At 70.3% G+C, this 25,718-nt stretch carries 26 protein-coding genes; 12 read left to right on the forward strand and 14 right to left on the reverse strand.

The window, feature by feature from the left end:
• The first annotated feature begins 7 nt into the window (after positions 1–7).
• From FF100_RS30380 to ccmE, 4 genes are read left to right on the forward strand one after another with little or no spacing between them, the layout of a single operon-like run.
• On the forward strand, positions 8–2,323 hold the full coding sequence (locus FF100_RS30380) for a heavy metal translocating P-type ATPase (protein ID WP_139039719.1): 2,316 nt from the start codon (positions 8–10) through the stop codon (positions 2,321–2,323).
• A gap of 7 nt (positions 2,324–2,330) precedes the next feature.
• A complete protein-coding gene (ccoS, locus tag FF100_RS30385; protein WP_063838467.1) occupies positions 2,331–2,468 on the forward strand; it encodes a cbb3-type cytochrome oxidase assembly protein CcoS in 138 nt (45 codons plus the stop codon).
• A complete protein-coding gene (locus FF100_RS30390) occupies positions 2,461–3,744 on the forward strand; it encodes an MFS transporter (RefSeq protein WP_139039721.1) in 1,284 nt (427 codons plus the stop codon). Before ccoS ends, FF100_RS30390 begins: the two co-directional genes overlap by 8 nt.
• Positions 3,741–4,190, forward strand: a complete 450-nt coding sequence (gene ccmE, locus FF100_RS30395) for a cytochrome c maturation protein CcmE (RefSeq protein WP_139039723.1) — start codon at positions 3,741–3,743, stop codon at positions 4,188–4,190. Before FF100_RS30390 ends, ccmE begins: the two co-directional genes overlap by 4 nt.
• A 22-nt stretch (positions 4,191–4,212) precedes the next feature.
• Here the strand turns inward: ccmE and FF100_RS30400 are convergent, their stop codons facing one another.
• Complete coding sequence (locus tag FF100_RS30400; RefSeq protein WP_139039725.1) at positions 4,213–4,488, reverse strand: hypothetical protein; 276 nt, start codon at positions 4,486–4,488, stop codon at positions 4,213–4,215.
• Between the two features lie 144 nt (positions 4,489–4,632).
• Between FF100_RS30400 and hemN the strand changes: the two genes are divergently transcribed.
• Together hemN and FF100_RS30410 are read left to right on the forward strand one after the other, a co-directional pair.
• The gene (gene hemN, locus FF100_RS30405; RefSeq protein ID WP_139039726.1) at positions 4,633–5,985 is read left to right on the forward strand and encodes an oxygen-independent coproporphyrinogen III oxidase; all 1,353 of its coding nucleotides are present in this window, start codon (positions 4,633–4,635) and stop codon (positions 5,983–5,985) included.
• A gap of 638 nt (positions 5,986–6,623) precedes the next feature.
• Complete coding sequence (locus FF100_RS30410) at positions 6,624–7,616, forward strand: histone deacetylase family protein (RefSeq protein WP_139039728.1); 993 nt, start codon at positions 6,624–6,626, stop codon at positions 7,614–7,616.
• A gap of 22 nt (positions 7,617–7,638) precedes the next feature.
• On the opposite strand, the gene FF100_RS30415 is transcribed toward FF100_RS30410, so the two are convergent.
• Positions 7,639–8,325: an OmpW/AlkL family protein gene (locus tag FF100_RS30415; protein ID WP_139039730.1), complete on the reverse strand. Its 687-nt coding sequence runs from the start codon at positions 8,323–8,325 to the stop codon at positions 7,639–7,641.
• A gap of 200 nt (positions 8,326–8,525) precedes the next feature.
• The gene (locus FF100_RS37395) at positions 8,526–8,687 is read right to left on the reverse strand and encodes a hypothetical protein (protein ID WP_171070396.1); all 162 of its coding nucleotides are present in this window, start codon (positions 8,685–8,687) and stop codon (positions 8,526–8,528) included.
• A 288-nt stretch (positions 8,688–8,975) separates the two neighbouring features.
• Here FF100_RS37395 and FF100_RS30420 point away from each other — a divergent pair, with 288 nt between their 5' ends.
• Together FF100_RS30420 and FF100_RS30425 are read left to right on the forward strand one after the other, a co-directional pair.
• Positions 8,976–9,782 carry a universal stress protein gene (locus FF100_RS30420; protein ID WP_139039732.1) on the forward strand — a complete coding sequence of 269 codons (807 nt, stop codon included), beginning with the start codon at positions 8,976–8,978 and terminating at the stop codon, positions 9,780–9,782.
• Positions 9,782–10,108, forward strand: coding sequence for a c-type cytochrome (locus tag FF100_RS30425; protein ID WP_139039734.1), 327 nt, complete (start codon positions 9,782–9,784; stop codon positions 10,106–10,108). Before FF100_RS30420 ends, FF100_RS30425 begins: the two co-directional genes overlap by 1 nt.
• A gap of 7 nt (positions 10,109–10,115) precedes the next feature.
• Here FF100_RS30425 and FF100_RS30430 read toward each other — a convergent pair whose 3' ends face one another.
• A complete protein-coding gene (locus FF100_RS30430) occupies positions 10,116–10,856 on the reverse strand; it encodes a cyclic nucleotide-binding domain-containing protein (RefSeq protein WP_139039736.1) in 741 nt (246 codons plus the stop codon).
• A gap of 268 nt (positions 10,857–11,124) precedes the next feature.
• Between FF100_RS30430 and FF100_RS30435 the strand changes: the two genes are divergently transcribed.
• Together FF100_RS30435 and FF100_RS30440 are read left to right on the forward strand one after the other, a co-directional pair.
• On the forward strand, positions 11,125–11,340 hold the full coding sequence (locus tag FF100_RS30435; RefSeq protein ID WP_139039738.1) for a hypothetical protein: 216 nt from the start codon (positions 11,125–11,127) through the stop codon (positions 11,338–11,340).
• A gap of 82 nt (positions 11,341–11,422) precedes the next feature.
• The gene (locus tag FF100_RS30440; RefSeq protein WP_139039740.1) at positions 11,423–11,824 is read left to right on the forward strand and encodes a DUF6455 family protein; all 402 of its coding nucleotides are present in this window, start codon (positions 11,423–11,425) and stop codon (positions 11,822–11,824) included.
• 116 nt (positions 11,825–11,940) lie between these two features.
• On the opposite strand, the gene FF100_RS30445 is transcribed toward FF100_RS30440, so the two are convergent.
• The 5 genes from FF100_RS30445 to FF100_RS30465 all read right to left on the reverse strand — a co-directional run bounded on the left by FF100_RS30445 (position 11,941) and on the right by FF100_RS30465 (position 16,377).
• Positions 11,941–12,621, reverse strand: a complete 681-nt coding sequence (locus FF100_RS30445; RefSeq protein ID WP_139039742.1) for a helix-turn-helix domain-containing protein — start codon at positions 12,619–12,621, stop codon at positions 11,941–11,943.
• A 119-nt stretch (positions 12,622–12,740) separates the two neighbouring features.
• Positions 12,741–13,118, reverse strand: coding sequence for a response regulator transcription factor (locus FF100_RS30450; protein ID WP_139039744.1), 378 nt, complete (start codon positions 13,116–13,118; stop codon positions 12,741–12,743).
• Between the two features lie 145 nt (positions 13,119–13,263).
• Positions 13,264–13,884, reverse strand: a complete 621-nt coding sequence (gene fixJ / locus FF100_RS30455) for a response regulator FixJ (RefSeq protein ID WP_139039746.1) — start codon at positions 13,882–13,884, stop codon at positions 13,264–13,266.
• Positions 13,874–15,418: a PAS domain-containing sensor histidine kinase gene (locus FF100_RS30460; RefSeq protein WP_425463370.1), complete on the reverse strand. Its 1,545-nt coding sequence runs from the start codon at positions 15,416–15,418 to the stop codon at positions 13,874–13,876. The genes fixJ and FF100_RS30460 overlap by 11 nt, the downstream gene beginning before the upstream one ends.
• Before the next feature lie 338 nt (positions 15,419–15,756).
• Complete coding sequence (locus FF100_RS30465) at positions 15,757–16,377, reverse strand: hypothetical protein (RefSeq protein ID WP_205825072.1); 621 nt, start codon at positions 16,375–16,377, stop codon at positions 15,757–15,759.
• Between the two features lie 183 nt (positions 16,378–16,560).
• Between FF100_RS30465 and FF100_RS30470 the strand changes: the two genes are divergently transcribed.
• Positions 16,561–17,364, forward strand: a complete 804-nt coding sequence (locus tag FF100_RS30470; RefSeq protein ID WP_139039750.1) for an NAD(P)/FAD-dependent oxidoreductase — start codon at positions 16,561–16,563, stop codon at positions 17,362–17,364.
• A 274-nt stretch (positions 17,365–17,638) separates the two neighbouring features.
• Here FF100_RS30470 and FF100_RS30475 read toward each other — a convergent pair whose 3' ends face one another.
• From FF100_RS30475 to FF100_RS30490, 4 genes are read right to left on the reverse strand one after another with little or no spacing between them, the layout of a single operon-like run.
• Positions 17,639–20,794 carry a multidrug efflux RND transporter permease subunit gene (locus FF100_RS30475; RefSeq protein ID WP_139039752.1) on the reverse strand — a complete coding sequence of 1,052 codons (3,156 nt, stop codon included), beginning with the start codon at positions 20,792–20,794 and terminating at the stop codon, positions 17,639–17,641.
• A gap of 19 nt (positions 20,795–20,813) precedes the next feature.
• The gene (locus tag FF100_RS30480) at positions 20,814–21,992 is read right to left on the reverse strand and encodes an efflux RND transporter periplasmic adaptor subunit (protein ID WP_139039754.1); all 1,179 of its coding nucleotides are present in this window, start codon (positions 21,990–21,992) and stop codon (positions 20,814–20,816) included.
• Between the two features lie 26 nt (positions 21,993–22,018).
• On the reverse strand, positions 22,019–23,836 hold the full coding sequence (locus tag FF100_RS30485) for an ABC transporter ATP-binding protein (protein WP_139039756.1): 1,818 nt from the start codon (positions 23,834–23,836) through the stop codon (positions 22,019–22,021).
• Between the two features lie 3 nt (positions 23,837–23,839).
• Positions 23,840–24,436 carry a TetR/AcrR family transcriptional regulator gene (locus FF100_RS30490; protein ID WP_139039758.1) on the reverse strand — a complete coding sequence of 199 codons (597 nt, stop codon included), beginning with the start codon at positions 24,434–24,436 and terminating at the stop codon, positions 23,840–23,842.
• A gap of 420 nt (positions 24,437–24,856) precedes the next feature.
• Here FF100_RS30490 and FF100_RS30495 point away from each other — a divergent pair, with 420 nt between their 5' ends.
• Positions 24,857–25,264 carry a site-specific integrase gene (locus FF100_RS30495; RefSeq protein WP_139039760.1) on the forward strand — a complete coding sequence of 136 codons (408 nt, stop codon included), beginning with the start codon at positions 24,857–24,859 and terminating at the stop codon, positions 25,262–25,264.
• A gap of 42 nt (positions 25,265–25,306) precedes the next feature.
• Here the strand turns inward: FF100_RS30495 and FF100_RS30500 are convergent, their stop codons facing one another.
• Entirely contained in the window at positions 25,307–25,555 is a 249-nt protein-coding gene (locus FF100_RS30500) for a hypothetical protein (RefSeq protein WP_139039762.1), read from the reverse strand.
• Between the last annotated feature and the right edge of the window lie 163 nt (positions 25,556–25,718).

A 25,718-nucleotide genomic window follows, 5' to 3' on the forward strand; every position in this document is an offset into this window, starting at 1 on the left:
GTGTCCGATGTGCTGCACTGATATGGCGCTCGCCTATGTGGAGGCTCACGCATCTTGGAGCGAAGCGAATACCCGACCCTCGCTCGGGCGCGACTACGCCGCCTTCGTCGCCAAAATGCCGGACCGCTCCTCCCGCGCGGAGTTCGCCGTCGAGGGCGTGCGCTGCGCCGCCTGCATGACCGCCATCGAGCGCGGCCTCGCGCCCTTGCCCGGTGTGGCCTCCGCGCGGCTGAACTTCTCGGACCGGCGCCTCGCCGTGACCTGGAAGGCTGAGGCCGCGCCCGACGTGCCCGCCGTGCTCGCGGCGCTCAACGCACTCGGCTATGCTGCGCAGCCCTTCGCGCCGGACAGGCTCGCGGATGCGGAAGCCGCCGAGACGAAGCGGCTGATCCGGGCGCTGGCGGTGGCGGGCTTCGCGTCGATGAACGTGATGCTGCTCGCCATTTCGGTCTGGGCCGGCAGCGTCTCAGACATGACGCCCGAGAACCGCGACCTCTTCCACTGGATCCAGGCGCTCATCGCGCTGCCGGCGGCGGCCTATGCGGGTCGGCCCTTCTACGAGGGCGCATTCCGCGGGTTGCGGGCGGGCCGGGTCACCATGGACTTCCCGATCACGCTCGGCGTCGTCCTGACGCTGGTGATGTCGGTGGTGGAATCGGTGTCGGGCGCCACGCACGCCTACTTCGACGGCGCCGTGATGCTGCTGTTCTTCCTGCTGATCGGTCGGGTCCTCGACCAGACCATGCGTCGGCGCACGCGCGCCTGCGCGGAGAACCTGGCGGCGCTCCGCAGCGAGCGCGCGACGCTCGCTGACACGAACGGCGGCCTGCGCGACGTACCCCTCGCCGAGCTCGTCCCGGGCGCGCGCATCCTGGTCCGGCCGGGCGAGCGGGTGCCGGCCGACGGGCTCGTCGAGCACGGCATCTCCGAACTCGACCACAGCCTGGTGACCGGCGAGACCGCCGCCGTCATGGTCCGCGGAGGCGACCGGGTCTTCGCCGGTGCCCTCAACGGCAGCGGGGCCCTGACCGTCACGGTGACGGCGGCGGCCGGAGCGAGCCTGCTCGACGAGGTCGAGGGCCTGATGCGGCGGGCCCTGGAAGCGCGCTCGCGCGCGCTCGTCCTCGCCGACAGGGCGACACGCCTCTACGTCCCGCTGGTCCACGCTGCCGCCGCGCTGACCCTGGTCGGCTGGCTAGCGGCGGGGGCGGGCTGGCACGCGGGGCTCGTCGATGCCGTCGCCGTGCTGATCGTGACTTGCCCCTGCGCGCTCGGCCTTGCGATCCCGGCCGTGCAGGTCGTGACCGCCGGCGCCTTGTTCCGCGAGGGCGTCCTGCTCAACGACGGCACGGGGCTGGAGCGCTTCGCCCAAGTCGACACCGTGGTGTTCGACAAGACCGGTACCCTGACCCTGCCGGAGCCGGTCCTGACGGCCGGCACATTCGATCCCAAAGCTTTGGCGACGGCGGCCAGGCTGGCGCTGTCGAGTCGGCACCCGATGGCCACGGCCCTGGCCGCGACGGCCGGGGGCTCGGAACCCTTCCCGTGCGCCGAGGAGGCCGCCGGGCTCGGGGTGCGAGCGCAGGTCGACGGCGTGGAGCTGCGGCTCGGCTCGGCCCGCTTCTGCGGGGCTGAGGCAGAGGCTGCCGCGGCGCTGGCGGCCGACCCGGAGGCCTCGGTGATCTGCTTCCGAGCCGGGGACGGGGCGCCGGTCGCCTTCCCGGTGCGTCAGGGACTGCGCCCGGACGCCGCCGAAGTCGTCGCCGGCCTCGCGACGCTCGGCCACCGCGTCCTGATCCTGTCGGGCGACCGCGCCGCCGCCGTCGAGGCGGTCGCGCGCAGGCTCGGTGTCGCCGAGTGGGAGGCTGGCCTCGCCCCCCAGGACAAGATCGCACGCATTGAGGACCTCCAGCGTGCCGGTCGGAGGGTCCTGATGGTCGGCGACGGCCTCAACGACGCGCCCGCGCTCGCCACCGCGCACGCCTCGCTCTCGCCGGTCACCGCCGCGCATGTCAGCCAGGCCGCCGCCGACGCGCTGTTCCTGGGTCGCGGGCTGACCCCGGTCCTGTCGGTGCTGACGATGGGGCGTCGGGCGCGCCGCCTGATGCTGCAGAACCTGTGGTTCTCGGCGGTCTACAACGTGCTCGCGGTTCCTCTGGCGGCGTTCGGCCTGCTGACGCCCCTGATCGCAGCCCTTGCCATGTCGGGCTCCTCCCTCGTCGTTACGGCGAACGCCCTGCGCGCCCGCTCGGGCGCGGCCGGAACTCCGGCCGAGGCCGTGGGCCGCCCCCCCGTGGCCGCCCCCGTCCCGAGCGCCGCGTAAGGCCGCCATGACTGTGCTTCTCCTCGTCATTCCTATCGCGCTGGCGCTCGGCACCCTCGGGCTGGCCGCCTTCCTCTGGGCCCTGCGGAGCGGCCAGTACGATGACATCGAGGGCGCCGAGTACCGCGTGCTCAACGATGACTGAGCTCGCGCTCCACCGGCCGGTTGCGGTTCGGATCCCACACCGCGCCTGGACCGTGGCGGCGGCGACCTGTCTCTCGATCCTCGCCGCGGCGGCCGCGTTCGGCGCGCCGAACGTGCTGATCTTGCCCCTCAGCCGGGAGTTCGGCTGGGATGTCGCGACCCTCTCTGCGGCTTCCGCCGTCCGGCTCGCGGCCTTCGGCGTGGCGGGACTGCTCGCGTCGCCGCTGACCACCCTGTGGGGCGTGCGCCGGGTGGCTTGCACAGCGCTGGCGATGACCGCCGCAGGGCTCCTCGCCTCGCTTGCCATAACGCATGCCTGGCAACTCATGCTGCTTTGGGGTGTGCTGGTCGGTTCCGGTGCGGGCCTTGTCTTCCTCATGCTGGGCGCGACCGTGGCGGCTCGCTGGTTCGCGACACGGCGCGGCCTCGTCATCGGCCTGTTCGGAGCCGCCGCGACGGCGGGGCAACTGGCAATGCTGCCGCTCCTCGCCTGGGTGGCGGACGTGCTTGGCTGGCGCGTTTGCCTCCTCGTCCCGTGCGCCCTGATGGCGCTAGGGATGCTCGCCATACATGTCCTCGTGCCGGAGCGGCCGGAGGATATCGGCGTTCGACCCTATGGCGCACGGCAGGGTGAGGCAGGGACGCAGCCCCTGGCTTCTCGCTCCGTAGGGGACTCCCTCCGGAAGATTGTCCGGTCGGGTCCCTTCTGGGTCCTGTTTGGCAGCTTCGCCGTCTGCGGCACGACCACCGCCGGCCTCGTCCAAGCCCACCTCGTGCCGTTCTGCGCCGACATCGGGGTCGGCCCGGTCCCGGCGACCGGCCTGCTCGCCGGGATGGGTTTGCTGAGCCTTCTCGGATCGGCGGCCGCGGGGTGGCTGTCGGACCGGTTCGCGCCCGGCTGGCTGCTGTTCTGGTTCTACGGCCTGCGCGGCGTGTCGCTCGTGTCCCTGCCCTTCACCGACCTTTCCTTCGTCGGCCTGTCCCTGTTCGCGACGGTCTACGGCCTGGACTGGGTCGCCACCGTGCCGCCGATGGTGAGGATCCTTCTGGACCGGCTCGGTAGCCCGCGGGCGCCAGCGGCCCTCGGCATGGTGTTCGCCGGGCACCAGCTTGGCGCGGCCGCGGCGGCCTACGGCGCGGGCGTGGCGCGGATTGGGCTGGAGAGCTACCTGCCGTCGTTCCTCGCCGCGGGCGCCCTCTGCTTCCTCGCGGCGTGCGTCCTTCCTTTCGCCTGCGGACGCAATCCCGACGGCCCGGCGGCACAGGATGCCCCATGACGCGCCGCAAGGCCCGGCGCCTCATCCTCATCGCCGTCTCGGGCGCCGTGCTGGTCCTGGCGGTCGGCCTCATCCTGTTTGCGATGAGCGGCTCCATCGTGTTCTTCCGCTCGCCCGGCGAGGTCGCCACGCAGGGGATGGCGGCCGGCGCGTGGTTCCGCCTCGGCGGCTTGGTACAGGTGGGCTCAGTGGTACGCGGTCCCGACCAGCGCGTCGCCTTCGCCGTCAGCGACGGCGCAGCCAGAGTGCCGGTGACGTACCGTGGGCTGCTGCCCGACCTATTCCGGGAGGGCCAGGGCGTGGTGGCGGAAGGAGCCCTCGACGCGGCCGGGACCTTCCAAGCGGATACGGTGCTCGCCAAGTACGACGAGACCTACATGCCGCGCGAGGTCGCCGGCGCCCTGAAGCGGCGCGGGCACTGGAAGGGCGGCGGGTCCGCGCCCTAGCTGAGGTCGGCGTCGTCCGTCACTACGCGTGTTCGAGGTCCGCGACCGTGATGACGCCGCGGGCGCCGCGCGCCTCGGCGTTCTTGTGCGCCTGCAGCCGGGCCAGATCGGCTTCGCGCAGGGCCGCCGCGCGACGCGCGGTCAAGGGGGAATCGAATCGCCCCGGCCACCACAGGTCGCCCTCGACGATAGCGAACCGATTGCTGTCGACCTCAATCACCCTCGGCACCTCGAACCCTCCCAGCCTGAGCAGGCCGCCGCGACGACGGGCGCGGGCGATGCCTGCGGAGGTGGTCATGCTCCCCGCACCGCGTCCGAACCATGACCTCGATCAAGGCGGTCACGCCCTTGAGCCACATCAAGGCGGGTCCATCGTCGGACACCTACCACGGATCGAGGGGCCGGTCCGGGACCGGCAGGCGAACGCGGGAGAGAGGCGCGCATGCGGGAGGATCTCAGGGCGCTTTACGGGGCGGAGCGGCTGCCCCGCTACACGAGCTACCCGCCCAGCCCCCACTTCACCACTGAGAACGGTACCAAGCGCTACGCAGCCTGGCTGGCGGGCACGCCAAGCGGAGCGACCGCCTCGCTCTATCTGCACGTTCCGTTCTGCCGGTCGATGTGCTGGTACTGCGGGTGCCACACCAGCATCACCCGGCACGATGGCCCGATAACGGACTACGTCGACGTTCTCGAACGCGAGATCGGTCTGGTCGCCACGCGGTTCGGGCACGTGCCTCTGATCCGCCACGTCCACTTCGGCGGCGGCACCCCGACCGTCATGGCCCCGAAGGATCTCGTCCGCCTCGTCGCGGCCCTGCGCGCGCGTTTCCCCTTCGACCCGGACGCCGAACTCGCCATCGAGATCGACCCGCGGACCCTCGTGCCCGCGATGACCGAGGCGCTGGGCCACGTCGGCGTCACCCGCGCAAGCTTGGGCGTCCAAAGCTTCGACCCCTTGGTCCAGGCGGCGATCCGTCGCCGGCAGGGCTTCGACGTCACCGCCGCGGCGATCGTCGGCCTCAGGGCCGCGGGCGTGCGCGGGATCAACCTCGACCTGATCTACGGCCTGCCGCACCAGACGGTGGCCTCGTGCGTCGAGACGGTGCGGCAGTGCCTGGAGCTGCACCCCGACCGCCTCGCAGTGTTCGGCTACGCGCACGTGCCGGCCTTCAAGAAGCATCAGCGCCACATCGACGAGGCCACGCTGCCGGACGCGCGTGCGCGCCTCGACCAGGCCGAGGCCATCGCCGAGACGCTCGTCGCGACCGGGTACAGGCGCATTGGCCTGGACCACTACGCCCTGCCTGACGACCCCCTGGAGATCGCGCAGGCGGAAGGCCGGCTGCGGCGGAATTTCCAGGGCTACACGACGGACCCCTGCGATACCCTGATCGGGCTGGGCGCCTCGGCCATCGGGCGGCTTCCGCGAGGCTTCGTCCAGAACGCGCCGGGTCTGCGGGCCTACGCCGAGCGCATCGGCCGGGGCGAACTCGCCACGGTGAAGGGCTACGCGCTCACGCCGGAGGACCGGTTGCGGGCCGATCTGATCGAGCGGGTCATGTGCGACTTCGCCGTCGACGTCGGGCAGGTCTGCCGCGTCCACGGCCGCAATCCGGATGACCTTCTCGCGACGTTCTCGCGGCTGCCGACGCTCGTCGCCGATGGGCTGGTCCAACGTGACGGCGAGATCCTCGTCGTCACGGCGGAAGCCAGAACCTTCGTGCGGAACGTCGCGGCGGCCTTCGACGCGCATCTCGGGACCTCCGCCGCGGTGCACAGCCGGGCCGCGTGACCGCCGCATCGGGCGACGACGCGGCGGCAGCGCTGGCACTTGTGTCAGGGACCGCCCTCCTACCTCGCGCCGGGCGCGATCCCGTTTGCGGCAGCCCGCCCGCGCAGAAGCATGGCCTTGATCCGATGGTCCCGCACCATCCGACGCAGGGGCCGCAGGGCCGGGAGCGCTCCGGTGGGATCGAGGCGGCAGGGGTTGTCGGCCAGGCTATTGGCCACCGCCTCGTGGATCTGTGCGGCCCAGAGGAGGTCCATCCGTGCCGCCGCGCCCGGCGGAGGCTCGGCCGAACGCATCAGCGGAGGAGGGTTCGAATGGCCCATGACGTTTCTCGGGCTGAAAGCATGCCGGGGGTCGGCGGAACGCGCTCGCTTCGGGTTCCGCCTTCGATGACGGGACCTGCCTTGTCCGCTCGATCCTCCCGCATATCCGGTTCTGTTTCCCGGCCCCTTGGTCCAGGTCAACGACGGTCCCAGCCGTCGACGCTTGGCTCGATGTGGGTTTCGGCGCACCCGAAGATCGCGTGAAACGTCTCGGACCCCGCTCGTCTCGTGTCCGGTGCTCGGAGCAACCGGCTAACCAAGGGCGCGACGGGGCGTCACCGACCACGATAGCGACACGCGCCGCCCGGGAGGCGACGCTTGACGACACTGCACCTCACACACACGGCCGCGCTTACCGACCTCGCGCCTCCTTGGCATCCCGAGCGGGCCAACCGCATCCGCGCCATCGAAGGCCGCCTGGAGCGGCAGCGCTTCGCGGCGCTCGTGCGCGAGCAGGCGCCCCGCGTTGCGCTCTCCGCCTTCCACAGGGCGCACGACGAAGCGTACGTCTCGGCCACGCTCGACGGGCTTGAGAGAGGCTGTATCTTTCAGCCCGACGGCGACACGCAGGTCGGACCCGGCACGCTGGAGGCGGTCCTGCGAAGCGCCGGCGCCGCGGTGCAGGCGGTCGACGAGGTCATGACCGGACAGGTTCGCAACGCCGTCTCCGTCATGCGCCCGCCCGGGCACCATGCCGGCCGGGCACGGTCCGCCGGCTTCTGCTTCTTCAACAACGTCGCGGTCGCCGCCCGCCACGCCCAAGCCGTCCACGGCGCCGCGCGGGTCTCCATCCTGGACTGGGACGCCCATCACGGGGACGGCACCCAGGAAATCTTCTGGGACGACACGACCGTGCTGTTCTGCTCGACCCACCAGTGGCCGCTCTATCCCGGCACCGGCGCGAAGAGCGAGTGCGGCGAGCACGGTACCGTCGTCAACGTGCCCTTTGCCGAGGGTGCCGACGGCACGGTGTTCAGGGAGGCGTTGGCAACGTTGGTGCTGCCGCGCATCGCGGCCTTCGAGCCCGATCTCGTGCTCATCTCGGCGGGCTTCGACGCCCACTGGCGTGACCCGCTGACCGGACTCGCCTTCGCGGAGGAGGATTTCCGCTGGGCGACGGAGCGGGTCGTCGACATCGCCGACCGCGTCTGCGGCGGTCGCATCGTCTCGGTACTGGAGGGCGGTTACGACCTGATCGGCCTGGCACGCTCGGACGCCGCTCACGTCGAGGCCCTGATGGAGCCGCCGGCACGCCCGTTCGGGCGTGCGGCGGAGCAGGTGGTTGAGGTCACGGACCCGGCCGCGGCCTAGCGAGGCGTCCCGGCCGACCGGTTCAGAACCGGTAGGTGACGCCGGCGCCGACGATCCACGGGTCGATGTCGACCCGGCCGCGGATCGCCCCGGCGTTGAGCTTCACCTTCGTGTCGAGGAAGAGCTTCTTGACGTCGACGTTCAAGCCCCAATGCTCGTCGAGCATGTAGTCGAAGCCGGCCTGGAGGGCGGGCGCGACGCTGTTCGACAGGCGGAAGCTCGTGAAGCCGCCCCGCTTCTGGTCGCCGAAGAAGATCGAGTAGTTCACGCCCGCGCCGAGATAGGGCTTGAGCGGGCCGAACCCGTCGAAGTGGTACTGCAGGGTGAGCGTGGGCGGCAGGATCCAGGTGCTGCCGATGCGGGTGCCCGCCAGGGTGCCGGCGCCCTGGATGCCGTGCCGCGTCACGCCGAGGATCAGCTCGGCCGCGATGTTCCTGGTGAAGAAATACGAGATGTCGAGTTCGGGAATGGCCGAGTCGGTGATGGCCACCCCCGCGCCGGCGAGCGGTGCGCCCGCTGCCGAGAGGCGGGCTCCCGGGTCGGGCAGGACGCCGAGGGCGCGCACGCGCACCAGCCAGGGCGACCACATCGCCACGACGGGGGCCGGGGCCGGCGGCGCCGCGAAGGTCGACAGGTCGGCGGCATGGGCGCCCGGGAAGCCGCAGGCCAGGACGGCGGCCGTGGCGGCGAGGAGGGTGGTCTTACGCATGGGTCCGTTCGCTTCAGGGAAGAGCCACGTTCGGCTGCCCGTCCACTCGCCCGTCCCGGAACCCACGGTCCTTGATCGGGATCAAAACGGCCAAGCTTGCCCCCGTCCGCGGACCCGACGCGTCATCGGCCGGCCGCGGGCAAGGCGCTGCGGTCGGGTGTCCGACGGACGGACCAGAGCGCCTTGACCGCCGCGGCACCTCACACGCCTTGCCGGAAGCTTTCCCAGTCGCGGCCGTTCAGACTACCGTCCCGCTGCGGGGCGAAGAACCGGGCGGAGCATTCCCCCACCGGCAGCGCGAGGGCGACCGTCGACGATGCGGCGAGCGACAGCGCCGCGACGGCGAGCAGGGTTCGGGTCATAGCAAAGCATCTCCTGTGTGGGCCGCCGTCGCATTCAGACGAGTGGGCGGAATGGCGGTGAGCGGACCCGGACGGAGCGCGGCCGTGACGGGCATCCTTCCGTGCGCCTCTGCGGTGCAGCGACCCTTGCTCTGGATCAAGGACGCCCCGCGGCAGAAGCCGCTGGTCCTGGGCGCTGCGGCGCCCGCTCGGCGAGAGCCGTCCGTTTTTGCGCTGGATCAAGGATGAACCGCGACGGGTTGGCGAAGCAGCCTGCACGGATCTTCCATCCCGAACCGGAGCCGCTCAATGTCCATCGCCAGCATCATGGTCGCCCTCGACACCGGCGAGGCGGCCGCCCGCCGCGTCCGCCTTGCCGCGGACCTCGCACGCCGGTTCGAGGCGACGCTCACCGGCGTCGCCGCCCGCAAGCTGCCGAACCCCGGCCCGGCCGCCGACATCGTGGCGGCGCAAGCCTCCTACGACGAGGAGCAGGCCAAGTATGGCCCGCGAGCTCGCGCGGGCCGAGGAGGTATTCCGGGCCAGCGCCGGAGCCGACATCCGCAGCGGCAGGCGGAGGCGGCACCCGAGGCCTTCCTGGTCCGGCAAGCGCGCGGCACCGACCTGGCCGTCGTCGGACGCGAGGTGGGACGCGCGGGGCATGATGCCATGGTGCCCGACCCGGGCACGGTGCTGATGGAGGCCGGGCGTCCGGTGCTGGTTGCCCTGCCTGGCGTCGAGCGCCTCGACGCGGCCCGCATCGTCATCGCCTGGAAGGACGCGCCCGAGGCGCGCCGCGCCGTCTCGGCCGCGCTGCCGTTCGTCGCGCGCGCGGACAAGGTCTTCGTGGCGGCGGCCGGCGCCGAGGCCCGCTTCGAAGGCGCCGACGAGGTCTCCGACCTGCTGTGCCGCCATGGCGCGCACGTCACCACGAACCTGCTGGACGCGCCGGCCGGCGAGGTCGCGGACGCGGTGCTGCGCTTCGCCAAGCGCGAGGACGCCGACCTCGTCGTCATGGGCGGCTACGGCCACTCGCGGCTGCGGGAGTGGCTGTTCGGCGGCGTGACCCGGGACATCCTACGGACATCGCCGCTCTGCTGCCTGATGAGCCACTGATGCACGCCTTTGATGCCATCACGGCCGCAGCGCTCCTGCTCTGCCTCGCGGCGGCCCCTGCCGCCGCCTGGGACGCCCGGGTCGAGCGCGGCCGCGCCCTGGCGCGTTCGGAATGCGCACGCTGCCACGCCGTCGGCCGGACGGGCGCGAGCCCGCTGCGGCAAGCCCCGCCGTTCCGGACGCTCCACGAGCGCTACCCGGTCGACGACCTCGCGGAGGCGCTCACCGAGGGCATCCGCACGGGTCACCCCTCGATGCCCGAGTTCCGCTTCAATCCGGACCAGGCGGAGGCACTGATCGCCTACCTGAAGACGCTGGAGCGGTGAGGCGACCTCAACTGGCCGCCATCCGTTCCAGTCTTGAGAGGTCGATCAGGCGCGCGCCGCCGGGCACGAGCAGGACGGCGTGCGCCCGGTCGAGCCGGTTCAGGATGCGGCTGACCGTCTCGATGGTGAGGCCCAGATGATCGGCCATGTCCTGGCGCCCCATCGGCAACTCCACGGTGACGGAGGAGTGACCGATCCGCGCGTAGCGGTCCCGCAGCGACAGCAGGAAGGCGGCGACCTTCTCCTCGGCCGTGCGGCGCCCGAGCAGCAGCATCTGCTCCTGGGACAGGGTCAGCTCGTAGCCGGCACGCTCGTGCAAGCTCCTAAGCAGATGCGGCTTGGCCTCAACCACGGCGGCGAAATCCTCGCGACCGAACCGGCAGGTCCTCACAGGCCCGAGCGCCTCGGCCGAGACCGAGTAGCGTACCTGCAGCGCGAGGCCGAGGAAGTCGCCCGGAAGGGCGAAGCCCATGACCTGGCGCCGCCCGTCGGGGAGCAGGCGGGTGAGGCGCAGGGCGCCCTCGATCACGTTGAACACCGAGCCGGCCGGCTCGTCCTGGCCGAACAGGGTTTGGCCCTTGTCTAGGGTGAGGTGGTGGCTGAGCGCCTCAAGCTCCTCCAGCTCCGTCGGCTCAAGCACCGAGCAGACGCTGATCAGGCGCACCTTGCAGTCAGCGCAGCCGTTCTCCGAACGACCTTGGTGGCACGCCTGCGGAGTCCTCTCGCACGAGCCCGTATCGACCAGCATGCCGCCTCCCGTGCGGTCGGGCCTGCCGGGCCCGTCCCGGTCGCTCCCCGCCGCGCGGAGCATGAACCACGGGACACGCCGTGCATTGATCCAGCGCAACGGAGGCACGCAGCGCCGTTCCCAGCCCCCGACGGAAGTCCGCTTCCGCCACAGCACCGCCGCGATAGTCGTCGCTCACGGAGGCCGCGCCGGATTCCTTGCGCTGGATCAAGGCCCCGGCACCGGGCCGCCGGTACGCACACGAGGTCGATGCCGGCCGGAGGCGAAGATGCGCAAGTTCCTCGTCACCTTCGCGAAGACCGTGTCCGACGATACCGGCCACGACCACGTCGTGCTGCAGCGGCGGGCGGTCATCGCCGCCAGATCCGACGTATCCGCCGCCTACGAGGCCAAGGCGATGTTCTGCAAGGCTGCCGGTGTATCTGACTGGCGGCTTCGGGCCGACACCTGTGAGGTCGTCGAACTCGCCCAACACGCGGCGTGAGGCTGCCCTTCCAGAACCGGACCCACGCCCCACTATCAAGGCCTCGCATTGGCGAGGCGCCCGAAAGCCCTTGAGAGACGCCATGTCCACGCCTGCCTGCAAGTCCAACCCGTTAGATGCCTTCGGCATCGCCGCGACGATGGAAGGCTGGTGCTGCATGCTCAAGGCGGCCCGTGAGTTGAGGGACGTCGATGCCGAGATGATGGATACGCTACTGGATGCACATGCCTCCGGCGGCATGGCAAAAGACTGGGATGCCGCCGCTAAGGTTCGCAGTCTCGCGACGTTGATGCGCGGCCTGCACCTCGAACCCGAGGCACTCAGGCAAAGCCGCCCCGAGATCGTGCGAGAACTGGAGGCGGCGTGCCTCGGCTGCGCGGAGCGGGCACGCTGCACGCGCGAGCTCTGGAGCGGGACGGCAGCGGACACATACCCCGAGTTCTGCCCAAACGCCGCCTGTCTCGACGGGTTGCGCGAGGCTTGAATTGGCGGTGCGTCCGAAGCCGGAAAATCGGCGGGTACGTCCACGTCCGCGCGATGGCGTCGGTCGTGACCGCCCACGAGGCGGGAAAGCTCCTCGCGCTCAGCACCTTTCGGAAGTCACTCGGAAAGGTCGGCCAGAGCCTCCATGTCGCGCAGGACCACCATCCGACGGTTGGGTGGCAGGGCGATCAGGCCGTCACGCTCCAACTGGGTTACGGCGCGCGAGACGCTCTCGACGGTCAGGCCGAGATGGTCGGCCATGTCGGTACGAGACATCGGCAGTTCCAACGCGGTCCCGCCGCAGGCCATCCGCCGCGCCATCGTGAGCAGGAAGGTGGCGATGCGTTCCCGGGCCGACTTCCGGCCGAGCAGCATCATGTGGTCCTGTGCCCGTTCCAGACCGCGCATCATCGAGGCCACGACCTCCCGCGCCAGCGCGCCGCCATCGCCGGCCAGCGCGCGGGGCTCGCGACGATGGACTTCGAGTTGCGCCTCGGTGACGGCCTCGGCGTTGAAGCGGTGCTCCGCGCCGGCTTCCAGGCCGAAGATGTCGCCGGGCAGATGGAAGGCGTCGATCTGGCGACGCCCGTCCGCGAGGAGCCTGTAGGTGCGCACCACGCCCGAAACCACCTTGTAGAAGGAGCCCGCCCGGTCGCCCTCGGCGAAGATCTCCGCCTCGGCCGCGACGATGCGTCGATGGCCGGGCCTCGCCTCCGTCGTCGGGAGCGGGAGGGCGCGACCGGGCAGCGACGTCGAGAAAACGGGCGGGAGGCCGGCGGTGGCGAGGGCGGTCTGCATGGAAGCCTCCGGGTCGCGGAACGTGGTTCCATGGCTACGCCTGGTCCGGCCGCTGCGAAATTCCGTGCCTTTCCTAAGAGGCCCCCCTAAGGGGTTTTACGGAGGCGTCTCGTCCTACCTCATGCCACCGCCGCGAGCGCGTCGCGGATGTTGTCGAGAAGTGCACCGTCCTCGAACGGTTTCTCGACCACGCCGTGGAAGCCCGTATGGCTCGCGCGTCGCAGAAGGTCGCCCGTGGCCCTTCCGGTGATCAGGATGGCAGGGAGCTCGACCGCGCGGTCGCGCAGGTGCCCGACGAGCTCCAGCCCGTCCATGCCCGGCATCAGATAATCAACCACGAGGCAGCCGGTCCGCGGCAGGGCAGCCTCGCGCAGCAGTTCGGCGCCGTCCTTGTAGAGGCGCACGTCCAGCCCTTCGAGTCCGAGGACGAACTTCAGGGAATCGCGGACGGCGGCGTCGTCGTCGACGACGAGCACCGGTCCTGTTCGCTTCGGCATGGGGGCGTCCGATCCAGTCTCGTCCTCGCCTAGGTCGAACCGCGGGGACGCGCCTTGATCTGCCTCAAGCGCGGCGTCGCGTCCAAGCTCGGGGCGACGACCGTTCAACAAGGGCAGGGTGAGGCCGGTGTCCGGGCGACAAACGTCAGCAGCCGTCGGCGGATTGCCCCGCGACCAGGGCCATGCGGACGAGTTCGGACAGGCTTCCGGCCTGCAACTTGGCCATGACGTTGGCCCGGTAGATCTCCACCGTCCGCGGGCTGATGCCGAGGTCGAGGGCGATGACCTTGTTGGCCTTGCCGGCGACGAGCCCGTCCAGCACATCGCGCTCGCGCTCGGACAGGGTGGCCAGACGCGTCCGCACCACCTTGGTCTCGGCGGCGCGGTCCGCGCTCCGTTCGGCCTGCGCCAGCGCCGACCGGACGCTGGCAAGCATCACCTCGTCGTCGAACGGCTTCTCGATGAAATCGCGGGCGCCCTCCTTCATGGCGGCGACGGCGAGCGGCACGTCCGCGTGCCCGGTCATCACGATGACGGGCGGCAGGGGGCCCCGCTGCCGGAGGCGGCGAAGGAACTCGATGCCGTCGATCTCGGGCATGCGCACGTCCGTGACTATGCAGCCGGTGGGCTCGGCGACGGCGGCGAGGAAGGCGCTCGCGGATTCGTGCACACGCACCGCCAGCCCGTCCGTGGCGAGCAGGAACGCCAGAGCCCGGCGCACCGCCACGTCGTCGTCCACGACATGCACGAGCGTATCACTGGGCATACGCGAGCTCCCTTCGGTCGATGGTGCGCAGCGTGAACCGGAACGTCGTCCCACCCGCGGGACCCGCCTCGGCGAGGATCTTCCCACCATGGGATTCGACGATAGTGCGGCAGATCGAGAGGCCGACCCCCATCCCGTTCGCCTTCGTCGTTACGAAGGGCTGGAAGAGTTGTGCCGCGACCTCAGGGGCGATGCCGGTGCCTGTGTCCGACACCTGCACCTCGACCGAGCCCTCCGCCGACAGGGCTCTCGTCGCGACGACCAACTCGCGCTGTTCAGCCTCCTGCATCGCTTCGATGGCGTTGCGGATGAGGTTGAGCAGCACCTGCTGCACCTGGACGCGGTCGGCGAGGACGAGGGGCGCGTCCGGGTCGAGGTCGAAGCGCACGCGCACCCCCTTCTCCTTGGCGCCGACGAGGGCCAGGGCACTCGCCTCCTCGATCAGCTTGGGCAGGCTCTCGATGTGGCGCTCGCCCTCGCCGCGGGTCACGAACTCGCGCAGGTGGCGGATGACCTGCCCCGCCCGCAGCGCCTGCTCGGCGGCTTGGTTCACCGCTTCGGACAGCATGGGCACCTCCGCGCCCTCCATGCGGGACAGGATGCGGCGGCAGCCCTTGAGGTAGCTGGCGATGGCGGTCAGCGGCTGATTGATCTCGTGCGCGAGCGTCGAGGCCATCTCGCCGAGCGCCGTGAAGCGGGACATGTGGACGAGTTCGGATTGCAGCTCCTGCAGTCGCGTCTCGGTCTGCCTCCGCTCGGTCAGGTCGCGGATGAAGCCGGTGAAGTAGCGCTGGCCGCCTGAGCGCATCTCGCCGACCGAGAGCTCCATTGGGAAGGTCGAGCCGTCCTTGCGCTGGCCGACGACGACGCGGCCGATCCCGATGATACGCCGCTCGCCCGTGGCGAGGTAGCGGTCCATGTAGGCGTCGTGCTGGGTCCGGTAGGGCTCCGGCATCAGCAGGCTGACGTTGCGGTCCACCACTTCGCTCTCCGCGTAGCCGAACTGGCGCACGGCGGCGGCGCTGAACGACTTGATCCGGGCCTGCTCGTCGATGACGACCATGGCGTCGGGCACCGTCTCCAGGATCGAGCGCAGGTGCGCCTCGCGGGCCCGCAACTCCTCGTCGGCCCGTCTATGCTCGTGGATGCTGGTGACCACGCCCCGGTGTCGGAACGGCTTCCCGTCCGGACCGACCTGCACGGCACCGCGCGAGCGCAGCCAATGAGGGGGCCCATCGCGGCGCATGACGCGGTAATCGACCTCGTAGGTCCCGCCGCGCTCCAGCGCGTGCCGGATGGAGACCGACCTGGCCTCCTGGTCCTCGGGGTGCACGAGCGCCTGGATCGCCGCGAGGCTGTCCAGTCCCTCGGCCGGTACGCCGAACAGGGCTGCGCAGGTCGGGGAGACGGTGACGCGGCCGGTCGGGATGTCCAGGACCCAGGTGCAGATGCCCGCCTCGTCGAGGATGCTGCGGAAGTCCTCGGCGTTCAGCGGCATGCCGACGGACGGCGGTGGGTCGGCTTGGTCCTTCATGTCCATCGTGCCGCCGGGAGGCGGGTCCGCTTGCGCCATCGTGAGGTGGGCTCCGTCCGGCGAGGAGGGGGAAGCGGCCGGGACTGCCCTTCCAGGGCCGCATGCCGCGCCGCCCGCGTTACCAGGCCACCAGCTTGCGGCACCATTCCTGCCCGACCGGATCCACAACCTATACGCCGGGGTCGGCGCGCCTTTTCGATCCGTCCGAAGCTACCACGTCGACGCAAAGGCGGCGAACTTCATGATGCACGTGACCGGCGCGGGGCCAGCCGCTTGGTGGAGGCGGCCCAGGGCGTGGCGCCGAGGTCGCGCTGCAGCAGAGATGAGGGCAAAGTCGCTCATGGCACCGCTCGCCGAATCGGGAGGGGCCGCGCGTGCCCGCCGACGCGCTTCGACGCGGCGGCGCAAGCGGGATATGCCAGCACTGCGGCGATGGTCAGCAACCCGCTCCACTGTCGGCCGGAATGCCAGCCAGCGAGCCCCGAGCCGGCCCGGAGCGTGACCGAGGCTTGGAGCAGGACCAAGGGTCCGTAGAGGAGGGGTCCATAGGGAACCCGGAGTCGCGCCACCGCCGGCAGGATGATGGGAGCGTGCCCGAACACCATCGACAGGACGAAGCCGATCAGGACGGCGTGGAGCGCGATGTCGTAGCCGAAGGCGGTCTCAGACGGCGGCTGGGCGATCAGGGCCAGGCCAGCGAGGCCGAGCCACGCATAATCCGCCAGCATGCAGGCGGCCATGAAGCGCGCCTGCCCGTCCCGGCGCACCGTCCGCACGGCGATGTCGTGCCTGACGAGCCAGCCCGTGAGGGTCAGGAGACCGGTGCCGGCCAGCGCCGCCCCAACCCAATCGGCAAGCCCGCAGGCGGCGCCTACCAGCAGCAACGCACAGGCCCCCGCATAGAGCGGCAGTCCGCCGCGCCGGGGTGCGGTGTCAAACGGCATCGGAACGGGGTTCATCCGCACTTTCGATGCAGGCGAAAGATGGGCTTGCCGTCTAAGTCCTTGTTCCGGATCTGATTTCGAGCTTGACCTCCAAGGGGTTGGCTGACTCCACGGACAAGCTTCTGCAAATTATTAATAAGCCAATCTTTCCAATAATTTAGCGGCTGGGAGGCTCGACCGCTTGCACCAAAAGTGCGGATGAACCCTTATTCCACGCCTAATCACACCCATGGCTTCCTCGGCCAGGACGGCAGCGACCCGCGGACGATGCTGGCGCAGGCACGAGGCCAGCTCGCCGCCTACCCGCAGGCGACCATCGTGGTGGGGCAGGCGGTCGATATCCGCGCCGGGCGGGACTTCACAGTCACCCTCGCAAGCGGCCAGACCCTGGACGCGGCCCGCCTCGTCCTCGCCTACGGCATCACGGATGTGCTTCCCGAGATCCAGGGCTTGGCGGAGCGATGGGGCAAGAGTGTCCTTCACTGCCCATACTGCCACGGCTACGAGTTCGCAGACGGCAAGCTCGGCGTGTTAGCCGTGTCCCCCCTGTCCGCGCATCAGGCGTTGCTGATCGCGGAATGGGGGCCGACGACGCTCTACCTGAACGGCGGGGACATGCCTGACGAGGCGACATGCGCCCGGCTCGCACGCCGCAATGTCGGGATCGAACCCGCCCCCGTGGTCGCCCTCGTCGGCGAGGGCGGGACGCTGTCGGGTTTGCGGCTCGATGACGGGCGCATGGCAGCCGTCGACGTTCTTTACCTCGCCCCGCGGACGCGTATGAACAGCCCGCTGGCGGAACGGCTCGGCTGCGCGCTCGACGAAGGACCGTTCGGTCCGGTCATCCGCACCGACGCCACCAAGCTGACGACGGTCGCAGGGGTGTACGCGGCCGGCGATATTGCCCGAGCACCCCACAGCGTGAGTTGGGCCGTGGCGGACGGGGTCACCGCGGGCATCTCGGTCCACCAATCCCTCGCGTTCCAGGACTTGGCCGCCTGACGGCGTGAGACCGACAATGCTTCCGGACCGGCGAACCGGCGACGGGCCCTCGCCCCTCTGCCCGGACCGCAAGCATCGAGCACGGAACCGGCAAGGGGCCGCCCGCGGTCGGACAGGTCCCTGTCCAGGAGCATGCTACGCCGGTGTGCTCGTGGGAGCGCGCGACCTGCTTGCCGACCGGGCGATGGATCAGGTCCGCCGACATTGCGGACCACGGGGGTGAAGCGGGAGCGCAACCTCTGTCGGGCGAGGCCACGAGCCCGTGACGCAGGGTTCAGCCAGCCGGGATGCCGCGTGCGGCCGGAGCATTGGCCTGGCCGGCCTTCGTCCCCGTGGCCTTACGCCCCGAGAAGGCTCGGGCGATCAGCACGTAGAAGAGCGGCGTGACGAAGACGGCGAGCACCGTCGCGGTGACCATGCCGCCGAGCACGCCGGTGCCGATGGCCCTCTGGCTGTTCATGCTGGCCCCACTGGCGACGGCGAGCGGCACCACGCCGAGGATGAAGGCGAACGAGGTCATGACGATGGGCCGGAAGCGCAGCTCGCACGCCTCCAGCGCCGCCTCGTGCAGAGACCGGCCCTGCGCGACGAGGTCCTTGGCCACCTCAATGATCAGGATGGCGTTCTTCACCGTCAGGCCGATCACCGTGATCAGGCCGACCTTGAAGTAGACGTCGTTGGGCATGTCCCGAAGCAGCATGGCGAAGACCGCGCCGGCCACGCCGGTCGGCACGACGAGCAGCACGGCGAGGGGTATCGACCAGCTCTCGTAGAGCGCCGCGAGGCAGAGGAAGACACAGAACAGCGCCAGGGCGAGCAGGTAGATCGCCTGGGAGCCCGAGAGCTTCTCCTGCAGCGATTGCCCCGTCCAGGCGAAGTCGAAGCCCGGCGGCAATTGCCCGGCCAGCCGCTCCATCTCGGCCATGGCATCGCCGCTGGCGTAGCCGGGGGCCGCGCTGCCGGAGATCTTGATGCTCGGGTAGCCGTTGAAGCCCACGACCTGCGACGGGCCCATCGTCCACTGCACCCGCGAGAAGGATTGGAACGGCACCATCTGGCCCTTGGCGTTGCGCACGTTGAGATCGAGCAGGTCCTCGGCCCTCATCCGCCGGGACGCCTCGGCCTGGACGATGACCCGCTGCATGCGGGCCTGATTCGGGAAGTCGTTGACGTAGGCCGAGCCGAGGCTCGTCGAGAGCGCGTCGTTGATGTCGGCGAAGGTGACGCCGAGCGCGTTCGCCTTCTGCCGGTCGAGGACGAGTTCGATCTGCGGCGCGGTCGGCAGCCCCTCGACGTAGACGCCAGCGAGGACCGGGCTCTGGCTCGCCGCCTTCAGCAACTGGTCGCGCGCGGCCGCCAACGCCGCATGGCCCTGCTGGCCCTTGTCCTGGAGGCGGAAGGCGAAGCCGCTGGAGTTGCCGAGCGAGTCGATGGCCGGCGGCGACAGCGACATGGCGATGGCGTCCGGCATCCCCCCGAGCGCGGCGTTGGCGCGGGCGGCGATGGCGTCGGCGCCGTCGTCCGGGCCGCGCTCGCCCCAGGGCTTCAGCCCGACGAAGTTGAGCGCCGCGTTCTGGCCCTGGCCGGAGAAGCCGAAGCCGAGCAGCAGGGTCTGGCTGTCGATGCCTGGCTCCCTGGCGAAGTGCTCTTCGATGCGCTTGGCCATATCGAGGGTGCGCCCGGAGGCCGATTCCGGCGGGGTCTGCACGTCGACGATGACGTAGCCCTGGTCCTCGATGGGCAGGAAGCTCGACGGCATGCGCAGGTACCCCCAGCCGAGGGCGGCCACGAGCAGCGCGTAGACGAGGAGCGCCCGCACCGGCCGGCGCAGCAGCCCGGCGACGCCGGAGCGATAAGCCAGCGTGCCGGCCCGGAAGCGGCGGTTGAACCAGCCGAAGAACCCGCCCCTGGCGTGGCCGTGCCCGGCCTCGACGGGCTTGAGCAGCGTGGCGCACAAGGCCGGCGTCAGCGACAGGGCCAGGAAGGCCGAGAAGGCGATGGAGGTCGCCATGCTGACCGCGAACTGGCGGTAGATCACCCCGACCGAACCGGGGAAGAAGGCGAGCGGCACGAACACCGTCACCAGCACCGAGGTGATGCCGATGATGGCGCCGGTGATCTGGCCCATGGCCTTGGCGGTGGCTTCCTTCGGCGGCAGCCCCTCCTCGCCCATGATGCGCTCGACGTTCTCGACCACGACGATGGCGTCGTCGACGAGGATGCCGATGGCGAGCACCATGCCGAACATCGTCAGCACGTTGATCGAGAAGCCGGCGAGCAGCAGCGCGCCGCAGGTGCCGAGCAGCGCCACGGGCACGACGATGGTCGGGATCAGGGTGTAGCGGACGTTCTGCAGGAACAGGAACATCACGGCGAAGACGAGCGCCATCGCCTCGGCCAGCGTCATCAGCACCTTCCGGATCGACACCTCGATGAAGGGGGTGGTGTCGTAGGGGACCGTGACGCGGACGTTGGCCGGCAGCGTGCGCTGGAGCTGGGCGAGCTTCGCCCTCACGCCGCTGGCGGCGGCGAGCGCGTTCGCGCCGGGCGCGAGCTGGATGCCGATGCCGGCGGCGGGGCGCCCGTCGAGGCGGGTCTGCATCGCGTAGGACTGTCCGCCGAGCTCGACCTCAGCGACGTCGCGCAGGCGCACCAGAGAACCGTCGGGGTTGGCGCGCAGCACGATTTCACCGAACTCGGCCGGTGTGGTCAGTTGCCCCTTCACCAACACGTTCGCGGCGATGCGCTGGCCCTCCGTCGCCGGCTGGGCGCCGACGACGCCCGAGGCGACCTGCGCGTTCTGCGCTCCGACCGCGGCTGTCACGTCGCCCGGCGTCATGCCGAGACCGACGAGCTTGACCGGGTCGATCCAGATGCGCAGCGCCTTCTCGGACGAGAACAGGGTCGCCCGGCCGACGCCCGGCACCCGCCGCAGCTCACCGAGGAGGCGGCGAGCGGCGAGGTCGCCGAGGTCGGTCTCGCTCATGGTGCCGTCCTTGTAGGAGACGGTGACGAACTGGAGGAAGCTGGTGCTGGCCTCCTCGACGATGACGCCCTGCTGGGTCACCGCACGTGGAAGGCGCGCCTCGATGCGCTTGATCCGGTTCTGGACCGCGACCGTCGCCTTCGACGGGTCCGAGCCCGGCGCGAACGAGGCCGTGATCTGCGCCATTCCGGAGGTGTCGCTGGTGCTCTCGAAGTACATCAGCCCCGGGATGCCGTTGAGCTCCTCCTCGATGATGCGGGTGACGCCGTCGTAGAGCCGCTCCGGCGGGGAGCCGGGATAGGTCGCCGTCACCTGGATCGTGACCGGGGCGACGTCAGGGTACTGCGAGACCGGCAGGTAGGCGATGGAGATTACCCCCACCAGCATGATGAAGATGGAGACCGCCCAGGCGAAGATCGGGCGCGCGATGAAGAAGCGGGTCATGGCGGCGTGATCCCGACGGTCAGGACTTCGCGGAGGCGGAGGCATTGCGGGGCGCCTGCCAGGGGGACGGGTTCACCGCCATGCCGGGCTGCAGCCTCTGGAAGCCCTCGACCACGACGGTCTCCCCGGCCTTGAGACCGTCCTCGACGATCCAGCCGGCATCAGTCAGCGCCCCCGCGCGGACGGGGCGCAGCGCCACGGTCCGGTCCTCGGCAACGACGTAGACCTGGGCGACGCCGGCGCTGCTGCGCTGGATGGCCTGGGCCGGGAGAATGACCGCACCCGGCAGCGTGCCCTGCGCGACGCGGACGCGGACATATGTGCCTGGAAGCAGGGCGACCTTCGGGTTCGGGAACGTGGCGCGGAGGCTGACCTGCCCGGTGCCGGGATCGACGCTGACGTCGGTGAACAGCAATCGCCCGGCATCGGCATGGAGTGAGCCATCGGGCAGTACCAACCGCACCTCGGTCTCCTCCTGCCCCGAGGCGCGCTCGGCGAGACGGCTCGGGTCGGCGGCCGAGGCGTTGAAGTCGGCGAAGATCGGGTCGACCTGCTGGATCAGGGCCAGCTTGGTCGCGTCGCCCTGGCCGACGAGCGCCCCCTCGGTGACGAGGGCCCGGCCGATGCGGCCGGCGATGGGCGCGCGCACGGTGGCGTAGTCGAGGTCGATCCGGGCGCGGGCGAGTTGCGCCTTGGCGCTCGCGACGTCGGCCTCGGCTTGGCGCAGGGCGGCGACCGCGATGTCCTGCTGGGCGGCGCTCGCCGCCTGGCGCTCCAACAGGGTTTCGGTGCGCTCCGACTGGCGCTGCGCCTGGACCTTGGTCGCCTCCGCGCGGGCGAGCGCGGCGGCCTTGGCGTCGACCTCGGCACGGTAGATGGCGGGGTCGATCCGGAAGAGGACGTCGCCCTTGGCCACGAGGCTGCCTTCCTCGAAGGCGCGCTCCTGGACGATGCCGGAGACCTGGGCCCGGACCTCGGCGACCCGCGTCGAGGTCAGGCGGCCCGGCAGGTCGAGGGTGCGCGGCACCGTGACCGCCGCGACCGTGACCGTCGAGACGTCGGGCGCGGCGCCCGCCGTACCGGGCCCGCCCGCGGGCTGGCCGTCTGCCGCCGGCTTGCAGCCTTGCAGGGCGAGGATGGCGAGGCAGGCGGCGGCGACGAGGACCGGCGTCCGGTGGAGGGAGGTGGGAATCGACATGGGGATGGTCCGTTGGTGCCGGGCCGTCAGGCGGCCTTGCGCACGAGGCGCGCATAGGCGCCGTCGCGGGCCAGGAGGGTTTCGTGCGTTCCGCTCTCGACCACCGTTCCGCGGTCCAGCACGACGATCTGGTCGGCTCGGCGCACGGTCGACAGGCGGTGGGCGATGGTGATGGTCGTGCGCGGCTTGCCCGGCCGAGCCAAGGCCTCGACCACCGCCCGCTCCGTGGCGGTGTCGAGCGCGCTCGTCGCCTCGTCGAGCAGCAGGACCCGGGGATCGCGCAGGATGGTGCGCGCCAGGGAGAGACGCTGTCTATCGCCGCCGGAGAAGCGGTGCCCCCGCTCGCCCACGACGGTGTCGTAGCCGTCGGGCAGGGCCGCGATCAGGTCGTGCAACTGGGCGATGCGCGCCGCCTCGACCATCTGCGCCACCGTGGCCTCGGGCCGGGCGAACAGAAGGTTCTCGGCGATGCTGGCGTGGAGGAGGAACGGGTCCTGCGTCACCACCCCGAGGACCTCGGAGAGCGAACGCATGCTCAGGTCCCGCACGTCGACGCCGTCGTAGATGACGGCGCCGCCATCGACGTCGTGGAGGCGTGCCAGGATATGACCGAGGGTCGACTTGCCCGAGCCGGTCGCGCCGACGATGGCGGTGTGCGAGCCGGCGGGGATGTCCACCGTGACGCCGCGCAGGGTGGCGGGTCCCGACCCGTCGTAGGAGAACGTCACGCCATCGAGGCGCACGTGGCCGGCGACCTTCGAAGGATCGAGGGTGACGGCGTCCGGTCGTTCGGTGATGCCGGCCGGCTTGTCGAGGTACTCGAAGATGCGGGCGAACAGCGCCCGCGCCTTGCGGGCCTCGACGCCCGTGCGCAGAACCTCCTCCAGCGGGAACAGCATCTGCTCCTGAAGGGCGATCATGGCGACGAGCGTGCCGATGGTCATGGCCGTCCCGGCGTTCATCATCCAGCCGCCGAGGAACAGCGTGAGGGCCGGCAGGGCCTGAAGCACCAGGTCGATGACGGACCACTGCCACTGCCCGGCCGTGTGGGACCGGACCTCCAGGTTCGCCACCTCACGCGAGGCCCGCGTGAAGCGCTCGACCAGGTGCCGGGTGCGGCCCGTCGTGCGGGCGAGGACGATGCCCGAGACCGACAGGGACTCCTGCACCGCCGAGGTCATCTCGGCGATCCGCTCCTGCTGCGCGTAGGTGGTCTCCTCGCGCATCCGGCCGACGCGGTTGCTGATCCAGGTCGCCAGCGGCAGCACCAGGAAGGAGAAAAGGGCTAACCGCCACTCCAGCAGCAGCATCGCGGCCGCGGTCATCGCGACCGCGCTGGCGTTGCGCGTCGCCTCGCCCGCGGTGTGGGTGACGAGCGCCTGGAGGGCGCCGATGTCGCTCGCGATGCGCGACTGGATGTCCCCGCCCCGGGTCGCCGTGAAGAAGCCGAGAGGCAGCGACTGGAGGTGCGCGTACACGCGCACCCTGAGGTCGTGCATCAGCTCCTGCCCGACCTTCGCAGTGACGAGGGCCTGGAGCACGCCGATGCCGGCGCCGAGCGCGGCGAGGCCGACGAGGCTTCCCGCGAGCAGCCCGAGCAGCCGCACGTCGCCGCGCGGCAGCGCGACATCGATGATCTCCCGGAGGAGGAACGGCGCGGCGAGCCCCGCCGCCGTCGCGAGCGCGATGAGCAGGAGGACGAGCGCGATCCGGCCCGCGTAGGGATGGAACAGGCCGAGGATGCGCGCCGCGGATACGTGCCTGGATGCCACCTCGCCGTAAGCGTCGTCGCTCTCGTCCGGGGCATGGGCCGCGGCGAGTTCGGGCGTCGATGAATATGCCATGGCTCAGGTCCGGCAGCCGTCCGCAGGCCCGAGTCGTCCGGCGTGGGTCATGGCGATGAGCCGCGCGCGGAGCGCGCCGAGCTCCGGCACCGGGTCGGTCGGCTTCTCGCGCACGAGGTAGGCGATCCACGCGCCGTCGGCGGCCAGCCGGACGAACTCCAGGTCGGCGTCCCCGTCGGTGTCCCGATGGCGGTGCAGGCGCTCGGCAAACCAGTCCGACACCATCCGGCGCAGGGCCGGCTCGGCGAGGATGGAGATGTGCAGGGCCGCCCACTGGCCGCCCTCGGTCATCATCGGGTCGTGCAGGGTGATGTCGACGTAGGCCCGGGTGTACCGCCCGTAGGGCTCGGGATCCTTCGCCATTGCGGCGTCGATGTCGGCGTCGAGCTGCGCGATGAGGTCGGCGACGACGCCCTCGACCAGCGCCTGCTTGCGCGGGAAATGGTGGAACAGCGCGCCCTTGGTCACGCCGGCGGCGAGGCTGACAGCCTGCACGGTCACCGCGGCGAGGCCCTGCTCCAGGGCGAGCTTGGCGGCGCAGTCGAGGAGCGTGCGCCGGACGAGCTCCGGTTGCTTCTTGCGATGGTAGGCGGTCGCCATGGTCATTGTCCGATGGCGCTCGGGCGCCCTTCGCCCAAAGGATACCTACCTAACGGTATCTTTCAAGGGCAGTTCGAGTTCGTTCAGGGCGCGCCAAGCTACGGGCGGGCTGACGCCAAGGCGTCCTCCCATCGGTGGTCGCTAATGTGCCCCTACCTGCTGATGTCGTGGCCGCCGCTCAAGGGGCCGCTTCTTCCCACGAAGCGGACATATGGGATGTGGTGCTAGAAGGTCTGCAAGGGGTCAGGTGTTCGCATTCACATGGCCGGCTGGTGTCAGCTACCTGCTTCCGATCACAAGTACGTCGAAGCGTGACAGGCCGTGGGGATGGGGCAGGGTACCTGTCCAGGCGCCTGAGTTCGCATAACTGGTGTTTCTCAGAGAACTCGCCGTTAAGGGATCACTGGTCATGCTCCGGGCATGACCAACGCCGACGTCACCGAGCTCTGGCTCGAAGCCCTGGCGGCCGAGCGCGGCACCGCCGCCTCGTCGCTCAAGACCTATCGCAGCGACATCGCCTGCTACCTCGGCTGGCTCGGCGAGCGGCGTCTCGCCGACGTGACGCGCCAGGACATGGTGGCCTACCTCGCCCACCTCGACCTGCGCGCCCTCTCGCACTCCACGATCAGCCGGCGCCGGTCGGTCGCCACCGGCATCCACCGCTTCATGGTGGCGGAAGGTCTCAGAGCCAGCTATCCGGCTGCCGAGCTCCAGCCGATGAAGCGGCCCGAGCGCCTGCCGTTCACGCCCGGGTCAAGGCTGTGGCTCCTCGCAACCTGTGTCAGGGGTGTCCGGCTGCGAGGGTTTTCCAACCCTCTGATTTCCTGACACGGTTTCCTCACAGTCGCTCTTGATCAGTTAAAGATCTTCTCAGGCCGCGGCCCGAGTGAAGAATGTGCTCTGAATGGACTCTGTTGATTTGCGTGCATCTGCAGAGGTGCCACAAATAATATTGTAGAGCTCGATGGGCGAGCGCTTGCATCCATCACCATCTGCAATCAGCACATTCTGCGCGCCAGCACAAATTAGCGACATTCCTTGCTCGATTGCTTGCAGGGGTGCCGCAAATAATCGGGAAAATCGAAGTTCGCGGCAAGTCGCGTGGACCGTGAAAATCACGAGATCGGCTCCAAACTGAGTGTGGCAGTTGTTCACATTCCCCATGATGCCGGCTAGTGGTTGCATCGTGTTCACGATGTGACAAAACTATGATTGTCGCTGCGCTTGGAATGCGTTCTCTATTCCTGTCCGAGCGCTACCGGCTCTGAACCCATTCGCTTGT

Source organism: Methylobacterium terricola (genome assembly GCF_006151805.1).
GTDB classification, from domain to species: Bacteria; Pseudomonadota; Alphaproteobacteria; order Rhizobiales; family Beijerinckiaceae; genus Methylobacterium; species Methylobacterium terricola.